The 17,731-nt window shown below is 61.1% G+C and carries 16 protein-coding genes; 3 read left to right on the top strand and 13 right to left on the bottom strand.

All coding sequences use genetic code 11. The features are described from left to right. Positions 1-4: 4 nt before the first annotated feature. The 10 genes from LHU53_RS12150 to LHU53_RS12195 form a co-directional block, all read right to left on the bottom strand. Complete coding sequence (locus LHU53_RS12150) at positions 5-871, bottom strand: glycosyltransferase (protein WP_227332919.1); 867 nt, start codon at positions 869-871, stop codon at positions 5-7. Between the two features lie 53 nt (positions 872-924). Beyond that, positions 925-2,685: a lipid A export permease/ATP-binding protein MsbA gene (msbA, locus tag LHU53_RS12155; protein ID WP_227332920.1), complete on the bottom strand. Its 1,761-nt coding sequence runs from the start codon at positions 2,683-2,685 to the stop codon at positions 925-927. Positions 2,686-2,809: 124 nt separating this feature from the next. Next, the gene (rng, locus tag LHU53_RS12160) at positions 2,810-4,285 is read right to left on the bottom strand and encodes a ribonuclease G (protein WP_227332921.1); all 1,476 of its coding nucleotides are present in this window, start codon (positions 4,283-4,285) and stop codon (positions 2,810-2,812) included. Positions 4,286-4,348: 63 nt separating this feature from the next. Continuing rightward, the gene (locus LHU53_RS12165) at positions 4,349-4,951 is read right to left on the bottom strand and encodes a Maf family protein (protein ID WP_227332922.1); all 603 of its coding nucleotides are present in this window, start codon (positions 4,949-4,951) and stop codon (positions 4,349-4,351) included. Continuing rightward, positions 4,944-5,411 carry a 23S rRNA (pseudouridine(1915)-N(3))-methyltransferase RlmH gene (gene rlmH, locus LHU53_RS12170; RefSeq protein ID WP_227332923.1) on the bottom strand — a complete coding sequence of 156 codons (468 nt, stop codon included), beginning with the start codon at positions 5,409-5,411 and terminating at the stop codon, positions 4,944-4,946. Before rlmH ends, LHU53_RS12165 begins: the two co-directional genes overlap by 8 nt. An 8-nt stretch (positions 5,412-5,419) precedes the next feature. Further along, positions 5,420-6,310, bottom strand: coding sequence for a ribosome silencing factor (gene rsfS / locus LHU53_RS12175; RefSeq protein ID WP_227332924.1), 891 nt, complete (start codon positions 6,308-6,310; stop codon positions 5,420-5,422). Continuing rightward, complete coding sequence (gene nadD / locus LHU53_RS12180; protein WP_227332925.1) at positions 6,310-6,927, bottom strand: nicotinate (nicotinamide) nucleotide adenylyltransferase; 618 nt, start codon at positions 6,925-6,927, stop codon at positions 6,310-6,312. Before nadD ends, rsfS begins: the two co-directional genes overlap by 1 nt. Further along, the gene (hemF, locus tag LHU53_RS12185) at positions 6,924-7,859 is read right to left on the bottom strand and encodes an oxygen-dependent coproporphyrinogen oxidase (RefSeq protein ID WP_227332926.1); all 936 of its coding nucleotides are present in this window, start codon (positions 7,857-7,859) and stop codon (positions 6,924-6,926) included. Before hemF ends, nadD begins: the two co-directional genes overlap by 4 nt. Beyond that, complete coding sequence (gene purD / locus LHU53_RS12190) at positions 7,856-9,175, bottom strand: phosphoribosylamine--glycine ligase (protein WP_227332927.1); 1,320 nt, start codon at positions 9,173-9,175, stop codon at positions 7,856-7,858. The genes hemF and purD overlap by 4 nt, the downstream gene beginning before the upstream one ends. After that, entirely contained in the window at positions 9,172-9,906 is a 735-nt protein-coding gene (locus LHU53_RS12195) for a YebC/PmpR family DNA-binding transcriptional regulator (protein ID WP_227332928.1), read from the bottom strand. The genes purD and LHU53_RS12195 overlap by 4 nt, the downstream gene beginning before the upstream one ends. A 58-nt stretch (positions 9,907-9,964) precedes the next feature. On the opposite strand from LHU53_RS12195, the gene LHU53_RS12200 reads away from it, so the two are divergent. The 3 genes from LHU53_RS12200 (at position 9,965) to LHU53_RS12210 (ending at position 12,639) form a co-directional block, all read left to right on the top strand. Further along, the gene (locus tag LHU53_RS12200; protein WP_227332929.1) at positions 9,965-11,491 is read left to right on the top strand and encodes a helicase HerA-like domain-containing protein; all 1,527 of its coding nucleotides are present in this window, start codon (positions 9,965-9,967) and stop codon (positions 11,489-11,491) included. Between the two features lie 39 nt (positions 11,492-11,530). Beyond that, positions 11,531-12,172 carry a uracil phosphoribosyltransferase gene (upp, locus tag LHU53_RS12205; RefSeq protein ID WP_227332930.1) on the top strand — a complete coding sequence of 214 codons (642 nt, stop codon included), beginning with the start codon at positions 11,531-11,533 and terminating at the stop codon, positions 12,170-12,172. Positions 12,173-12,354: 182 nt separating this feature from the next. Next, complete coding sequence (locus LHU53_RS12210) at positions 12,355-12,639, top strand: hypothetical protein (RefSeq protein ID WP_227332931.1); 285 nt, start codon at positions 12,355-12,357, stop codon at positions 12,637-12,639. A gap of 36 nt (positions 12,640-12,675) precedes the next feature. Here the strand turns inward: LHU53_RS12210 and LHU53_RS12215 are convergent, their stop codons facing one another. From LHU53_RS12215 to LHU53_RS12225, 3 genes are read right to left on the bottom strand one after another with little or no spacing between them, the layout of a single operon-like run. Further along, the gene (locus LHU53_RS12215; protein ID WP_227332932.1) at positions 12,676-13,971 is read right to left on the bottom strand and encodes an acetyl-CoA hydrolase/transferase family protein; all 1,296 of its coding nucleotides are present in this window, start codon (positions 13,969-13,971) and stop codon (positions 12,676-12,678) included. Between the two features lie 41 nt (positions 13,972-14,012). Continuing rightward, positions 14,013-15,455: an exodeoxyribonuclease I gene (gene sbcB / locus LHU53_RS12220; protein WP_227332933.1), complete on the bottom strand. Its 1,443-nt coding sequence runs from the start codon at positions 15,453-15,455 to the stop codon at positions 14,013-14,015. A gap of 5 nt (positions 15,456-15,460) precedes the next feature. Further along, the gene (locus tag LHU53_RS12225; protein WP_227332934.1) at positions 15,461-17,710 is read right to left on the bottom strand and encodes a bifunctional (p)ppGpp synthetase/guanosine-3',5'-bis(diphosphate) 3'-pyrophosphohydrolase; all 2,250 of its coding nucleotides are present in this window, start codon (positions 17,708-17,710) and stop codon (positions 15,461-15,463) included. Positions 17,711-17,731: the final 21 nt, after the last annotated feature.

Below are 17,731 nucleotides of genomic sequence, written 5' to 3' on the forward strand. Positions count from 1 at the left end.
TGTTTCAATATTTAATTAGCTTGAAATGTTTTTTACTCATTTCCAAACCGAATAACTTTTCCAACTTCATAACCCAACGATGTTTCAATTCCCTGCGGTTAGGTTGATAATTTGTATCGGGCAAGAAATTCTTTTCCGCCTCATTGACTAACCAATCGTCGACGATAGCAGGGTGTTGTCCTGAATACTTACAAATAGCCTCTGGATCAATTTGATATCCATTGAAGAGCGGGTGGTCATGTCCCCAGTATTTTCCAACGCGTTGGTTTTTGGCTTGCATGGCAACAATGCTTCTGACGTGACCATAGTGATAGATAGGGGCACCTACCAGCGCCGCTTTGGGATACCGGCCTCGGCTGTTTTTATTCATCACTACCCAATATAAGCCATCGGGCGCAAAGGTACGGATGGTATTTCGGATGATTCGACATTCTTGTCGATACCAGGCAGGGCTCTTTGCCAACCAATCTGGACTGCCAAAAAAATGCAGATAATCAAATGCCAGCGCCTCCACCTCCGGATTATTCAGATGCCGTTCCATGGCAGCGCGAATTTTTGGCAGATCGTCTTCGTGGAGGACTTCATCACCTTCAAGGTAAAAAGCCCAATCGCCGGTGCAGTTGTATTGTGCAATCATCTTCTGTTGCGCATACACAAACCCACGATCCTGCATTTTTTCATTCCAGAATGTGGGAATGATGATGATTTTTTCTGAGTTGATCGCCTGGATACGGGCCAATGTATCGTCTTCGCTGTTGCCAACTGCAATCACAAATTCATCACAAAGCGGCAGTGCAGAGCGGATACTCTCAATAAAGGGATACCCTAACAGCACCCCATTTCGGATAAAAGTAAATAGACTAATTTTCATATCGAATACGGTTTTTTGTCGATGACGGACCCGTGGAAGTTAATCATCGCCAGCTACCCCGCGTCCTGCAATTGCTCAGCCGCCCCAAACTGGATGCGATGTAACTGCGCATACACCCCATTCCTGGCCAGCAATTCGCCATGGGTCCCTGTTTCGACCACCTCACCCTTTTGCAACACAACAATGCGATCCGCTTTTTCGATGGTGGACAAGCGGTGGGCAATCACCAACGAGGTACGGCCTTGCATCAGGGTTTCCAGGGCCGCCTGCACATGGCGCTCCGATTCGCTGTCCAAGGCAGAGGTGGCCTCGTCGAGGATAAGAATGGGCGCATTTTTGAGAATGGCACGGGCAATGGCGATGCGCTGACGTTGGCCGCCGGATAGTTTGACACCGCGCTCTCCCACCAGGGTTTGCAAGCCCTGCGGCATCTCCAGGATGAATTCCATGGCATGCGCCGCTTGGGCTGCGGCAATGATTTCCGCCTCGGGCACCTCGCGCGTTTGGCCATAGGCGATATTCGCGGCGACGGTGGTGTTGAACAACACCACTTCCTGGCTGACCAATGCAATGTTGGCCCGCAGGCTTGGCAGCGACAGCTCGGCGAGGTCATGGCCGTCCAAGGTGATGCGTCCGCTATCCGGTAAATAGAAGCGCGGCACCAGATTGGCCAACGTGCTCTTGCCGCTGCCCGATGCCCCCACCAGCGCGACGGCTTGACCCGCCGGGATGTTCAGGCAGATGTCGCGCAATGCCAAGCGGTCATCACGCTCATAGGACAGGCTGACATGTTCAAACGCAAGGCTGCCCTGGGCGCGGCCAATGTCGATCTGCCCGGTGCTGATTTCGCCGGGCGTATCCAGCAAGTCAAACACGCTTTCCGACGCCGCCAACCCGCGTTGCAGGTGCTCACTCACACCCGTCAGGCGCTTGATGGGTGCCGTGAGCATCAACATGGCGGCGATGAACGACAAAAACCCGCCAACGGTGGTTTGATCCGCGGCGGACTGCAAGGTGGCGAGGTAGACGATGGCGGCCAAAGCCACGGAGGCAATCATCTGCACGATGGGCACGTTGCTTGACGCGGCCATGGCCTGCTTCATGTTGTAGCGCCGCACCCAGTTGACCTGGTCGCTGAAGCGACTGCGCTCATAGGCCTGGCCGCCAAACAGCTTGACCACTTTGTGCGCGGCGACGCTTTCCTCGATGACTTGCGTGATATCGCCCATGGCTTGCTGCGAATCGCGGCTGGCGTTGCGCAACCTGGCATTGATGATTTTCAGGATAAAAGCGATCACGGGCACCATGACCAAGCTCAGCAGGGTGAGCTTCCAGTTCAAATAAAACAGCCAGCCCAGCAACCCAACGATGATGATGGAATCGCGCACCACAACGGTCACCACATTGGTGGCGGCCGCCGTCACCTGCGCCACATCAAAAGTCAGCTTGGAGATCAGATTGCCGGTGGCATGCTCGTCATAAAACGGCGTGGGCAGCGCCAGCAGTTTGTGGAACATTTCCTCACGCAAATCCATCACCACCTTGTTGCCCACCCAGGCAATGGCATAGGTGCCCAAGAAGGAAGCCACGCCGCGCACGAAGAAAATCGCCAGAATGATCAGCGGCGCAAATTGGATGACGGCGTTGTCTTTTTCAATGAACGCGCCGTCCAGCATGGGCTTGAGCAAGGCCGGCAACAGCGGCTCGGTGGCGGCTGTGATGGCCATGCCCAGGATGGACAGCGCAAAAATGCGCCAATAAGGTTTGACATAACCGAGAAGACGTAAATAAAGCTGCGTACTGCTTGGCTTCATGGGGTTGACCCTAACAAGATGGATGCAAATCTCAAGCCGCCGTTAACGCAACGAGATCCAAATGAAAAATTTCAGGTTCACTGAACCTGCGTCTGGTCCCGCAGGAGTGCAAAAACATGAGCGCTCACATCAACACAATATCGTACTGCTCCTGCCCCATCGCGCCCTCGCTTTGCAGCGACACCGGTTTGCCGATGAACTCAGACAGCCCCGCCAGATGCTGGCTTTCTTCGTCCAGAAACAGTTCGATGACTTTGGGTGACGCCACCACGCGGAACTCTTTCGGGTTGAACTGGCGCGCCTCGCGCAAAATTTCCCGAAAAATGTCGTAGGCCACGCTGCGTGCGGTCTTGATCTGACCCCGGCCCTGGCAGGTGGGGCACGGTTCGCACAGCATGTGCGCCAGCGATTCGCGGGTGCGCTTGCGGGTCATCTCCACCAGGCCCAGCTGTGAAAAACCGCCGCACATGGTTTTGACACGGTCGCGGGCGAGTTGTTTGCGCATCTCGGTCAGCACGGCTTGGCGATGGTCCTCGCGTTCCATGTCGATGAAATCCACCAAGATGATGCCGCCCAGGTTGCGCAGACGCAGTTGGCGGGCAATGGCTTGGGCGGCTTCCAGGTTGGTCTTGAAAATGGTGTCGTCAAAATTGCGCGCACCAACGAACCCGCCGGTGTTCACATCCACTGTGGTCAACGCCTCGGTCTGATCGACGATCAGGTAGCCGCCCGATTTCAGGTCCACCCGCCGCCCTAGCGCCTTGGCAATGTCTTCGTCGATGGAATGCAGGTCAAAAATGGGCCGCTCCCCTTTGTAGTGCTGCAGTTTTTGGGCTGCGGCGGGCATGAATTCCACACCAAACGCCTTTAACGCCTCAAATTGCTCCAGCGAATCGACCCGGATCGACGCGGTGCGCTCACCCACCATGTCACGCAGCACACGCTGCAGCAAACTCAAGTCCTGATGCAGCAGCGACGCGGTGGGCAGCCGGGTTGCGGCGTCGCGGATGCGCTTCCAGGCCTTGCGCAGGTAGGCAATGTCGTCAGCCAGTTCCAGATCGCTGGCGTCTTCGGCGTTGGTGCGCAGTATGAAGCCACCGCCCAAGTCACCCACCAGGGTCTGCACGCGCTGGCGCAAGGCTTCACGCTGCTCGGCGGGTATCTTTTGCGACACGCCAATGTGGTCGTCTTGCGGCAAAAACACCAGCATGCGCCCGGCAATGCTGATCTGGGTGGACAGGCGCGCGCCCTTGGTGCCAATCGGGTCCTTGATGACCTGCACCATCAGGCTCTGGCCCTCAAACACCTGCTTTTCAATCGGGGTCTGCGAGGCCGCTGCGCGTGCGCTGGAGATCGTCTCGCCCTCGGCGGGCGGATGCCACACGTCGGCCACATGCAAAAACGCGGCCCGCTCCAGGCCAATGTCGATGAAGGCCGATTGCATGCCTGGCAGCACCCGTGCCACTTTGCCCAAGTACACGTTGCTGACCAGGCCACGCTCCAGCGAGCGCTCCACGTGCAGCTCTTGCAACGCGCCGCCTTCGACGATGGCCACGCGCGTCTCTTGCGGCGACCAGTTGATCAGGATGTCTTCTTGCATGGTTTTGTTATCAGAATAATGCCGCTAGCCATCAGGCATAAAGCAGTTGTTGCTCTACAAAAACTAGCATTCAAAACCGAATTGGTTCAACAACTGTGCGGTCTCAAACAAGGGCAGCCCCATGATACCGGTGTAGCTCCCACTCATGCGCGGGATGTGCGCTGCCGCCCTGCCCTGCACCGCGTAGGCACCCGCTTTGCCCATCGGCTCGCCCGTGGCCACATAGGCCTGAACCTGCGCACGGCTCATCGGCGCAAACGTCACCCGGGATATCGACACGGCCTGCAGGCGTTGCGCGCAGGTGCCCACCGCCACCGCGGTCAACACCCGGTGGGTTTTGCCAGACAGCGCCGTCAGCATGCGTGTGGCATCCGCCAGGTCCGCCGGTTTGCCCAAAATCACGCGCCCCAGCGCCACGGTGGTGTCAGAACACAGCACCGGCGCGTCCGGCAAACCACGACGCTGACGGCGCGCTAAAGCAGCGTCCAGCTTGAGTTGCGTCACCCTTTGGACATATGTCAGCGGCGCCTCACCTGGCAACACCGATTCCAGGCTTTCGGCGTCTTCATCCGCGTCAGGCAGCAACAGTTCATGCGCCACGCCCAGTTGCGCCAGGAGTTGCCTGCGGCGCGGGCTCTGGGAGGCGAGGTAAACAAAATTATTCACGGTGGTACGGGTGATTGGCATTGACCGACCACGCGCGGTAAAGCTGCTCAATCAGCAGCACCCGCACCATGGCGTGCGGCAGCGTCAAATCCGACAGGCGGATGCGTTCATGCGCCGCCTGCCGGAAAGCTGGCTCCAGCCCGTCCGGGCCACCAATCACCAGCGCCACATCACCACCCGAGAGTTGCCAGTCCTTGAGCTTGCCCGCCAGCGCCAGGGTGGTCAGCGCGGTGCCGCGCTCGTCCAGCGCCACGATGCGGCAGCCTTTCGGAATGGCCGCCTCGATGCGGGCCCGCTCGGCGGCAAAAATAGTGTCCAGCGATTTGGAGGCGCGCGGCTCGGTTTTGACGGCTTTAAGTTCGACCTTGATCTCAAACGGAAACCGTTTGGCGTAGTCGTCCCACGCAGTCTGCGCCCAATCGGGCACGCGCTGGCCCACGGCAACAATCAGCAGACGCACGGTGTGGCTTAGCGCTTGGTCGTCTTCTTGGCGGGTGCGCGGGCGGCTGGTTTGGCAGCAGATTTTTTGGCGGCCGGTTTGGTGGGTGCGTTCACCACCAGTGTCTTGATGCGCGGTTTGGCCACCGTGTCAGCGTCTTGTTGGCCTCCAGCTTTTGTCGCTCTGGCCTTGGACGCTACTTTTTTGGCAGCAGCGGCTTTGGCCTCTTCCTGCTTTTTGAGCTGTGCTTTGGAGGGGAAAGCGTCTTCCACACCTTTTTTGGCGGCGCTGGAGCGGCGCAGGCTGGTCTCGGGTTTGGCGGCACGGGCCGGCTGGGTCGGTGCGGCGGGCGCCTTGACGACCTTGGCCACCACCGGTTTGGCGGCACCGAGCTTCAGGCGCACCGGCTTTTCGCCCCACAGTTCTTCCAGGTTGTAGTAAGTGCGGTAGGTGGGCTGCATCACGTGCACCACGGCCTGGCCGCAATCGACAATGATCCACTCGCCATTGGCTTCCCCTTCAACGCGCGGCTTGGGGAACCCGGCCTCACGCACCGCATCCACCACACTCATGGCCAGCGCCTTGGTCTGGCGGTTGGAGGTGCCCGAGGCGATGATCACGCGCTCAAACAGCGACGACAGTTCCTCGGTGTCAAACACCACAATCTCTTGCGCCTTGACGTCTTCAAGCCCATCCACAATGGCGCGCTGCAGTTTTTGCACGTCTTTTTTACCCTCAGCCTTGGCTGCCGGTTTGGCGGCGGGCCGGGCGGCTGGCTTGGTGACGGCACGTTGGCGCTCTTCGGCCTCAGCTGGTGTAATTGCTTCGGTGGCCGGTTTGGCCAGGGTTTTAGCAGCTGATTTAGCAGGGGTTTTGGCGGCGCGTTTGGCAGCGGTCGGGGCAGAGGTTTTGGTAGTCATCAAGCGGTCTGGTAAAGGTGGTGGGCGGCAATATAACGCGCAACGCTCTCGCCCACCAGTGCCGTCACGTTTTGGTGGGTGGAAATGGCAGCCCGGATGTCGGTTGCACTGAGGGCCATCGCTGGCATTTGCAGGTGGAAAAAGCGATCAGGATAGGCCGTCTCTGCATCAAAAACAACCCTGGGCCCTGTTGAAAAGGGGCGATCAGCTACACATATTGTAGCTGATTGAAGAATCTGCTCCCACGCATGCCAGGTGGTCAGCGCCTGGGCTTGGTCGGCGCCGATGATCAGGAAGATATCGGCACCGGGCACCTCGGCGCGCAGTTCGTTCAAGGTGTCAAGGGTGTAGGTGGGCCCGCTGCGCCGGGTTTCACGCGCATCCGCCACCGCCTGCGGTAGCTCGGCAAACAGCAACTCGGCCATGGCCAACCGGTGCACGGCAGCGGTCAAGGGACGCGGCTTGTGCCAGGCCTGCCCGGTGGGGATCACACGCAACTCGTCCAGTTGCAACTGTGCAACGGCAGCCTGCGCCAGCGCCAAATGCGCCAGATGGGGCGGATCAAACGCACCACCCAGAATACCCACACGCCGGGGCGATACCGCTGCTGCGCTCAAACCCAATCCCGACGCACCAGAAATTGCTCGGTCAAGGCCGCTTCGGGCGACCCCGGCTCGGCCTGGTGCTGGTACGACCAACTCACCAGCGGTGGCATGGAGAGCAGAATCGACTCCGTGCGCCCACCCGATTGCAGGCCAAAGTGGGTGCCGCGGTCCCAGACCAGGTTGAACTCGACATAACGGCCACGCCGGTACAGCTGGAAATTGCGCTCGCGCTCACCGTAGGGCGTGTCCTTGCGGCGCAACACGATGGGCAGGTAGGCACCCAGAAAACTGTCCGCCACCGACTGCATCATGGCCAGGCTGCGCTCAAAGCCCAGTTCCTGGAAGTCGTCAAAAAACACGCCACCCGCGCCACGCTGCTCATGGCGGTGTTTGTTGCAGAAGTAGTCGTCGCACCAGGTCTTGAAACGCGGGTATTTGTCGTCACCAAACGGGGTCAGGGCGTTTTTGCAGCTCTGGTGGAAATGCACCACGTCTTCTTCAAAGCCGTAGTAAGGCGTCAAATCCATGCCGCCGCCAAACCAGCACACCACCGAGCCATCGCTGGCGGTGGCCGAGATCATGCGCACGTTCATGTGCACGGTGGGCACATACGGGTTGCGCGGGTGAAACACCAGCGACACGCCCATCGCCTCGAACGGCACCCCCACCAGACCCGGGCGGTGCTGCGTGGCCGACGGCGGCAGGTTCGGCCCGCTCACGTGGGAGAAGCCACAACCAGCGCGCTCAAAAATGGGCCCGCCCTCCAGAATTTGGGTGATGCCCTGGCCCTGCAACTTGTCGCCAGGCGCTTTTTGCCAGGCATCGGTCAGAAACGCGTTGCCGTCCATGTCGGTGATGGCACTGGTGATGCGCGCCTGCAGGCCGCGCAAATAGCTGCTGACGTCTGCCGTCACGCTGGCGGGGTTGGCAACCACCGCCGTCATGCTGCAGTACCTTTGATGGCGCGGTAGCCAATATCGGTGCGGTATTGCATGCCGTCAAAACGTATACCCGCCGTCACTTCATAGGCGCGCTGCTGCGCCAGGCGCACGTTGTCGGCCAGCACGGTCACACAGAAGACGCGCCCGCCGGAGGTTTGCAGTGCGGCCACCTCACCGCCTTCGCCGGGCGCCAGCGCAGTGCCGGCATGGAACACCACCGCGTCTTCCACCGGCTTGGGAATACCAGTGATCACATCACCCTTACGCGGCTGCAGCGGGTAGCCGTGGGCGGCCAGCACCACCCCCAACGCGGTACGGCGGTCCCATTGCAGTTCGATCTGGTCCAGCTTGCCGTGCGGACCGGGTTCGGTAGCGGCCAGCATCACATCCACCAAATCGCTTTTCAAACGCATCATGATCGGCTGGGTTTCGGGGTCACCCAAGCGGCAGTTGAATTCGAGCGTCTTGGGCCTGCCTTGCGCGTCGATCATCAGCCCCGCGTACAGAAAGCCGGTGAATTGAATGCCGTCTTTTTCCATGCCACGGATGGTGGGCAGGATGATCTCGCGCATGGCGCGGGCATGCACATCGGGCGTGACGATGGGCGCGGGTGAATACGCGCCCATGCCGCCGGTGTTGGGGCCTTCGTCGCCATTGAGCAGGCGTTTGTGGTCCTGGCTGGTGGCCAATGGCAGCACGTTTTTGCCGTCCACCATGACGATGAAACTGGCCTCTTCCCCTTGCAGAAATTCTTCGATGACCACGCGTGCGCCACCGGCGTTGTGGCTCACGCCCAGCGTGTTGTCCACCAGCATGAAGTCCACCGCCTCGTGCGCCTCGGCCAGGGTGGATGCCACCACCACGCCCTTGCCAGCGGCCAGGCCGTCGGCCTTGACCACGATCGGTGCGCCCTTGGCATCAATGTAGGCATGCGCCAGTGCCGGGTCGGCAAAGGTTTCAAACTCGGCAGTGGGGATGGCGTGGCGTTTCATGAAGGCTTTGGAAAACGCCTTGGAGCTTTCCAGCTGCGCAGCCGCCTGCGTGGGGCCAAAGATGCGCAGCCCGTGTTTGCGGAACTCGTCCACCACACCTGCGGCCAGCGGCACCTCAGGGCCAACCACCGTCAGCACGATTTTTTGCTCCGTAGCCCACTCGCGCAGTGCCTGCACGTCGGTGATGGGGACGTTCTCAAACAGCGGGTCAGTGGCGGTGCCGCCGTTGCCGGGGGCAACGTAAATCTTGTGGGTTTTGGGGGACTGCGCCAGCTTCCAGGCCAGGGCGTGTTCGCGGCCACCGCCGCCAATAACGAGAATCTTCATACAGCGTCCAGGTCAAGTTCGGCGTTGTGAAACACCGCTTGCACATCGTCCAGGTCTTCCAGGGCGTCCAGCAGCTTTTGCATGCGGGTGGCTTCGTCACCGCTGACCTCGATCGGGTTCTCCGGGCGCATGGTCACTTCAGCGTCGTCGGGCGTCAGGCCAGCGGCCACCAGCGCGTCCTTGATGGCTTCAAAATCTGCCACCGGGGTGATCACCTCGATGGCGCCATCTTCGTCGGTGATCACATCATCGGCACCAGCTTCCAGCGCCACTTCCATCACCTTGTCTTCACTCACACCCGGGGCAAAAATGATCTGGCCGCAGTGTTTGAACTGAAACGCCACCGAGCCCTCGGTGCCCATGTTGCCGCCAAACTTGGAGAACGCGTGTCGCACCTCAGCCACGGTGCGCACCTTGTTGTCGGTCATGGTGTCAACAATGATCGCCGCGCCACCAATGCCGTAACCCTCGTAACGGATTTCTTCGTAGCTGATGCCGTCGAGCGAACCGGTGGCTTTGTCGATGTTGTATTTGATGCGGTCGGCCGGCATGTTGGCCGCCTTGGCGCGGTCAATGGCCAGACGCAGGCGCGGGTTGGCCGACAAGTCGCCGCCACCGGCCCGTGCCGCCACGGTGATTTCACGGATGATGCGCGTCCAGATCTTGCCGCGCTTCTCGTCTTGGCGGCCTTTGCGGTGCTGAATATTGGCCCATTTACTGTGTCCTGCCACGGGAATTCCTTTGAAAATTCGTTACGCTATTGGCTCGATTGTACTTTTTGAGTCCGATATGCCTGAACCCATCCTGATCGCCCAGCACGGGCAGACCCAGTGTTTCCTGCAGCCCGACAAGGCCAATCGCCACGGGCTGATCACCGGCGCCACCGGCACCGGCAAGACCATCACCCTGCAAACCCTGGCCGAAGGTTTTGCCAAACTCGGTGTGCCGGTGTTTTTGGCCGACATCAAGGGGGACCTCACCGGCATCTCCCGCCCCGGCAGCGCCACCCCCAAACTGGCCAAAGTCCTGAAGGAACGTGGGCTGACGACCCCTGACTACGAGGCTTTTTCCACCACGCTGTGGGACGTGTTTGGTGAGCAGGGCCATCCGGTGCGCGCCACCGTGAGCGACCTGGGCCCGCTGCTGCTGTCGCGCATGCTCAACCTGAACGACACGCAGGCGGGCGTGTTGCAACTGGTGTTCAAGATTGCCGACGACGCCGGTTTGCTGCTGCTGGACATGAAAGACCTGCGCGCGATGTGCCAGGACGTGGGCGACAACGCATCCAGCTACACCACCGAGTACGGCAACATCAGCGCCGCCAGCATCGGCGCCATCCAGCGCGGGCTGATGCAGATTGAGGAGCAAGGCGGCAACAAGTTCTTTGGCGAGCCGATGCTCAACATTGAAGACTTCATGCAGACCGACGCGCACGGCCGTGGTTTGATCAACATCCTGGCCGCCGACAAGCTGATGAACTCGCCCCGGCTGTACAGCACCTTTTTGCTGTGGATGCTCAGCGAGTTGTTCGAGACCCTGCCCGAAGTCGGCGACCTGGACAAGCCCAAGCTGGTGTTCTTTTTTGACGAGGCCCACCTGCTGTTCAACGACGCGCCCAAGGTGCTGATCGAACGGATCGAACTGGTGGTGCGGCTGGTGCGCAGCAAGGGCGTGGGCGTGTACTTTGTGACGCAAAACCCGCTGGACATCCCCGACAGTGTGCTGGCCCAGCTGGGCAACCGGGTGCAACACGCCCTGCGTGCCTTCACCCCGCGTGACCAGAAAGCCGTCAAAAGCGCCGCCAGCACCATGCGCCCGAACCCCGGTCTGGACATTGGCGCGGCCATCACCGAGTTGGCCGTGGGCGAGGCGCTGATCAGTTTTCTGGACGACAAAGGCCGCCCCTGCCCGACCGAGCGGGTGTACGTCTTCCCGCCGGCCAGTCAGATCGGCCCGATCACCGCTGAAGAGCGCCGCGCCCTGCTGGCAGACTCCATCGTGGCGGGTGTCTACGAAAAAACACTGGACCGCGACTCCGCCTTTGAGAAGCTCAAAGGCCACGCCGCCGCCCGGGCCGCGCAGGCAGAGGAACAGGCCAAGGCATCACCCAAAACCAGGGGCGCCACGGCAGAACCCGCCGCGCAAGAAGGCGGCGGCCTGCTCGACAGCCTTGGCAGCCTGCTCGGTGGCGGTGGTGGCCGACGCACCTCGGCCGGTGAGCAGCTTTTCAAAAGCGCAGCCAGCTCGATTGGCCGCGAAGTCGGCCGCCAGATCATCCGTGGTGTGCTGGGCGGTATTTTTGGTGGCAAGCGTTGACCGGATAATCGCAGCACACACTTATTACAAAGCAAGCATATGAACACAAACGATCCCATGGTCCACGTCATCAACCACCCGCTGGTGCAGCACAAGCTGACCCTGATGCGCCGCAAAGACGCCAGCACCACCAGTTTCCGTACCCTGCTCAATGAGCTGGCGATGCTGATGGCTTATGAAGTGACCCGCGACATGCCCACCCAAGAGGTGGAGGTCGAGACCCCGCTGGAAACCATGACCGCCACCATGATCGATGGCAAGAAGCTCGCACTGGCCTCCATCCTGCGTGCGGGCAATGGGCTGCTGGAGGGTTTTCTGGCGGTGGTGCCCGGCGCCCGCGTCGGCCACATCGGCCTGTACCGCGACCCGGCCACGCTGCAGGCGGTGGAGTATTACTTCAAGATGCCCAAGGAAATGCCCGAACGCGACGTGATCGTGGTCGACCCGATGCTGGCCACCGGCCACTCGGCCATTGCCGCCATCACCCGCATCAAGGCGCTCAGCCCCCGCTCCATCAAGTTTGTCTGCCTGCTGACCTGCCCCGAAGGCGTCAAGGCCTTGCGCGCTGCCCACCCCGATGTGCAGATCTTCACCGCGGCCATCGATCGCCAGCTCAACGACCACGGCTACATTCTGCCGGGCCTGGGTGATGCCGGTGACCGGATCTTTGGCACGCAGTGAGGGTGTGAGGCCGGGGCTGAATCCCTGAGCGGCGCATCCTGTTGGCGGGCTCAGAACGGCGCGGCGGCATCCAAATGGCGCGCCGCACTTGCCTTTACAAACCAGCGCCTGAAGCTCTATAGTCACCACCCACCCGGGCAAAAAGCAATGACCCGGGTGGCACAAACAAAACAAGGTGCGCCATGTTGGACAACAACCCAAAATTCGACGTCGTGGCTCAGGCCTTCCCGCATATCGGCGTCAAACTCAAGGAATACTGGGGGCGTGACGGCTTCGTAGCCTACATGGAAGGCCTGTTGCACGGCACCCGTGGTGGCACCCGGCGTGGTTTTCAGCTTGAGGTGCTGATGGCCCTGCACCATCTGGCCGAGCAACACAAGGCCACCTATCCCCAGTTTGAGGTGCGTGATGACTTTTGGGCCTTTGTCGAGAGCAAGCCCGCCAGTCAGGGCCCAGGCGGTTTTTGAGCCCGCCTGAGCCTGCGGGCACAGCCCCCGCGGGACTCACATCACATTCATGCGCTTGGCCTGCTCGGTCAGTTCGGCGCGAAAGTGCGGGTGGGCGATGCTGATCAACTCGCGCGCGCGCTGTTTGGCCGACTTGCCGCGCAGCTGCGCCACGCCGTATTCGGTGACCACGTAATTGATGTCGTTCTTGCTGGTGCTGACATGGGTGCCGGGCGACAGACACGGCACGATGCGCGAAATGCTGTGGTCTTTGGCGGTGGACGGCAGCACGATGAAGGCCTTGCCACCGCGCGACATGTTGGCCGCGCGCACAAAGTCGGCCTGGCCGCCGGTGCCCGAATACTGCACATGCCCCAGGCTCTCGGAGCCGCATTGGCCCAGCAAGTCAATCTGCAGTGTGGCGTTGATGGCCACCAGGTTGTCGTTCTGGCCGGCCAGCGTGGGGGCGTTGGTGTAATCCACCGGGTGAATTTCCAGCGCCGGGTTGCGGTCCATGAAGGTGTAGAGCTTTTTGGAACCCAGCGCAAAGGTTGCCACCATCTTGCCGGGCAGGTAGTTTTTGCGCCGGTTGGTGACCGCACCCGCTTCGAGCAAGGTCAGGATGCCGTCACCAATCATTTCGGTATGGATGCCCAAATCATGCTTGGCGGTGAGCTGCATCACCACCGCATCGGGGATGCCGCCGTAGCCAATCTGCAGGGTGGCGCCATCGTCAATCAGTTCGGCCACATACTTGCCAATGGCCTCCTGCACGTGGCCGATTTTCGGCAGGGCGACCTCGGGTACCGGCGTTTCGCTCTCCACCAAGCCAGCCACTTGCGAAATGTGGACATGGCAGTTGCCGTAGGCAAAAGGCACGTTGGGGTTGACTTCCAGCACCACGGCTCGCGCCTTGGCCACGGCGGCCATGGTGTAGTCGGCCCCCAGGCTGAGCGAAAAATAGCCGTGCGCGTCCATCGGTGAGGCCATGCTGAACACCACGTCAGCGGCCATCTGGCCGCGCCGGATCATGCAGGGGATTTCTGAAAAATAGTTGGGCAAAAAGTCAATCCAGCCCGCTTGCCCGCCAGCGCGGGTGGCGGCACCATAAAACAGCGCCACATGCCGAACATGGTCCACCGTCTCGGGGTCCAGGTAGCCATACTTGTGCATCGCCAAAATCTGCGCCACCTTCACATCATGAAAACTGCGCCGCTGCCGGGACAAGGCGGCCAGCAAAGCGGGTGGCTCAGCCACACCGGTGGGCACGATGATGCAATCACCGTCTCTGACCAGGTGCACGGCGTCGCTGGCGGACATTTTTTTCTTGGCGTAAGTTTCTTGGACTGACATGCTGGCTCCTTTTTTTGGGTGATGGATGTCCTCGGCGCTGCTCAATCTGCCTGCGGCGCAATCATTTCCGCGTAATCGTAAAGCGCCCCCAAAATCGCTTCACCGCGCTCGTCAGCCGTTTCTGCCAGCGTATCGAGCTGGTCAAACAGGGCGGTCAGGGTGAGGGCGCCGCCCTCACCTTCCAGCAGGCGCGCCGCGCGGTGAGCCTCCCAGGCGGCGGCTTCGTCGGCGGTCAAACTTTCAGGAAAGTTGCGGGCGCGGTAGCGCCATAACAACTCCGTCAGGCGGGTGTCGTCAAAGGCCGGACGGGCTTTGGCGAGCTGTTCAGGCGGACTGGCACGCAGGTCGTTCAGGCGGCGGCGGTCGGCGTTGCAGATGAAACCGCCATACAGGTCTTCGTCCACATCCACCGGGCCGGTGTGGCCGCGCTTGAAGACATCGGCCCAGATGGCGCTCATGTCCGGCAGGTCGCGCGCCTTGGCGGCGTTGTCCAGCTGCGCGGCCACGTCGATGCCCCAGCGCTGCGCCATCGGCTCGCTGAGCACTTTGAGGTTGCTCATCACCATCGGTGACTTGTTGACATGCACGGATTTGATGGGCAGGCGGCGCATTCCCTCGGGCAAATCAGCGCTGCGAGTGAACAGGCGTTGTTGGATCTGTGCGGCGTTCAAACTGGCCAATTCGCTCGGGTCTTGCGCCAGATCCCAGGCCAGCAGTTCGTTTTTGTTACCCGGGTGCATGGCCAGCGGCCACATCAGCGCCAGGCAGCCGCGCTCAGGCGCGAACATGCCCGAGATGTGCCAAAACGGCCGCGCGTTTTTCAGGGTGGCGGGCAAGCCCAATTCCGAGAGCACCCGGTCCTTTTTGTGCAAGCCAAAACAGAAGTCAAACAGGCGTGGCTGCGCGGTTTTGATCAGCCGCGCCAGCGCGATCGTGGCGTGCACGTCGCTCAGCGCGTCATGGGCGGATTCGTGCGCCAAGCCGTTGGCGGCGGTCAGGTCGGTGAGTTTGAAGCTGGGTTTGCCGTCCGGTTTAGTCGGCCAGGTGATGCCATCAGGCCGCAGCGCATAGGCGGTGCGCACCACGTCAAGCAGGTCCCAGCGGCCGCAGTCGTTTTGCCATTCACGGGCGTACGGGTCAATCAGGTTGCGCCAGAACATGAAGCGGGTGATTTCATCGTCGAAGCGGATGGTGTTGTAACCCACGCCGACCGTGCCGGGAAAGCTCAGCAATTGCTCGATCTGCGCGGCAAACTGGTGTTCCGGGAGGCCTTTGGCCAGGCATTCCTGCGGCGTGATGCCGGTGATCAGGCAGGCCTCGGGCTCGGGCAAAAAGTCGTTGGCAGGCTGGCAATACAGCATCACCGGCTCACCCAGCGGGTTCAAGTCAGCATCGGTGCGAATGGCGGCAAACTGCGCCGGACGGGCGCTGCGGGTGTTGGCACCAAAGGTTTCGTAGTCGTGCCAGAGAAAAGTATGGGTCATGTTGTTTATTTTCTGCGGGCCGAACTCACTCCCGGCAGCTCGGCCACCAGGCCCAGAACCTTGTGCAGGCGGCCCGAATCCGACACCTCCACGGTAAACGTCATCCACGCCGTGCCCTTGATGGACTGGGTCTGCACCCCGATGACGTTCATCTTCTCCTTGGTGAACACCTCGGAAATATCGCGCAGCAGGCCCTGGCGGTCGTGCGCCTGCACAGCCACATCCACCGGGTACACCGAACCACTCACCGCCTGCGCCACACCCCACTCCACATCGATCAGGCGTTCACCATTTCTGGCCACCATTTCTTTCAAATTGCTGCAGTCCTTGCGGTGCACGCTGACGCCTTTGCCACGGGTGACAAAACCACAGATCGCATCCGGCGGGGCGGGTTTGCAGCACTTGGCCATCTGGGTCATGAGTGAATCCACACCCACCACCAGCAGCCCGCCTTTGGTCGGGTTGTCGCCCGAGCGGGGTTTGCGCAGAAGCGGCAAATTGGCATCAAACTGCGGTGCCTCCGGCGGGCGCAGCAGTTGCTCAATGGTGCGCAGCGAAAACTCGTCCTTGCCCACATCTTCAAACAGGGCGTTGGCGTTCTCGAACCCCAGTTGCACCGCCAGGTCGTCGAGCTTGAGCGCGGTTTTGCCTTCACGCTGCAGCAGTTTCTCAACCGCCTCGCGGCCTTTGGCGATGGTTTCACTGAGGGCCAGCGCGTTGAACCAGGCGCGCACCTTGGTGCGGGCGCGGTGGCTGGCCAGGTAACCCAGGTCGGCATTGAGCCAGTCGCGTGACGGGCCACCCTCTTTGGCGGCAGACACCTCCACGGTCTGGCCGTTCTTGAGCGGTGTGTTCAGCGGCACCATGGCGCCGTCCACCCGCGCACCGCGGCAGCGGTGGCCCAGGTCGGTGTGTACGGTGTACGCAAAATCGACCGGTGTGGCGCCTTGCGGCAGCTCGACGATGGCGGCGTCTGGCGTCAGCACATAAATACGGTCGTCCAGCAGGGTTTCCGGCTGCACGCCCGACAAATCGCGCTCCCACGCCAGCAGCTGGCGCAGCACGGCGATCTTGGCGTCATAGGCGCCGGTGGCCGACACCCCCGCGTAACCTTTGGCACCGGCTTCTTTGTAAGCCCAGTGCGCCGCCACACCGTTTTCGGCGTGGTCGTGCATGGCCTGGGTGCGGATCTGGATCTCGGTCGGCAGCCCATCTGCATCACGCACCACGGTGTGCAAGGACTGGTAACCATTGACCTTGGGTTTGGCGATGTAATCGTCAAACTCTTCGGTGATCGGTTTGAAATGGTCGTGCACCCAGCTCAGGGCGCCGTAACACTCCGGCACGCTGGCCACCACGATGCGCAGCGCGCGCACGTCATACACCTTGTCGAACCCGAGCGACTTGCCACGCATCTTTTTGACAATGCTGTAGATGTGTTTGGGCCGCCCCGACACCGAGGCATGGATGCCATTGACGTTCAGGTCATGCTCCAGCTGGCTGCGCAAACGCTCCACATGGGCTTCGCGCTCAACCCGCTTTTCGTCCAGCAGCCGGGCCACCTGTTTGTAGGTGTCGGGCTCCAGAAAGCGGAACGCCAGGTCTTCCAGCTCCCACTTGATCTCCCAAATGCCCAGCCGGTTGGCCAGCGGCGCGAACACCTGCAGCGATTCAGCCGCCACGCCATCGGGCACGGGGAGCTTGCTGGCAGCAAAAAAACGCAGCGTTTGCAGCCGCGAGGCCAGGCGCAGCATCACCACGCGCAGGTCACGCGAGAAAGCCAGCAGCATCTTGCGCACGTTTTCGGTCTGCACGGCGGCCGCTTGCTGCGCCGCCGGGGTGTCGGTAGCCGCCGTGGCTTTGGCCGCCTTGGCGGCCTTGGCCTGGCGCGCCTGACGCTGCACCCGCACCAGCTTGGTGGTCTCGATGGCCAGCGCGGCAAAGTTGTCGCCAAACGCCTTGGCAATCACCTCCTGCGGCTTGTTCAGGTGGTCACAGGTGTAGACCAGGTAACTCGCCGCCTGCATCGCCTCCGAGCCACCAATGTCTTTCAAAATCACAGCCACGGCGTCCGCATGGGCCAGCGTGTTTTCGCCGGTGTCCAGCGTTTCGCAAGACAGCAGGGGTTCGGCAAAAGCACGGGCGCGCACCAGCGCCTGGGGATGGTCGGGCAGGGTTTCTGCAATGGCCGCCACCACGGGCAGCACGGGTTTGACCGCCTTGACAGGCGCCGCCTCGGAGACTGAACTTTTCATGAAAACGTCTGGTCTTGTTCT

The sequence above is a fragment of the Rhodoferax sp. U2-2l genome, assembly GCF_020594515.1.
Classification (GTDB): Bacteria; Pseudomonadota; Gammaproteobacteria; order Burkholderiales; family Burkholderiaceae_C; genus Rhodoferax.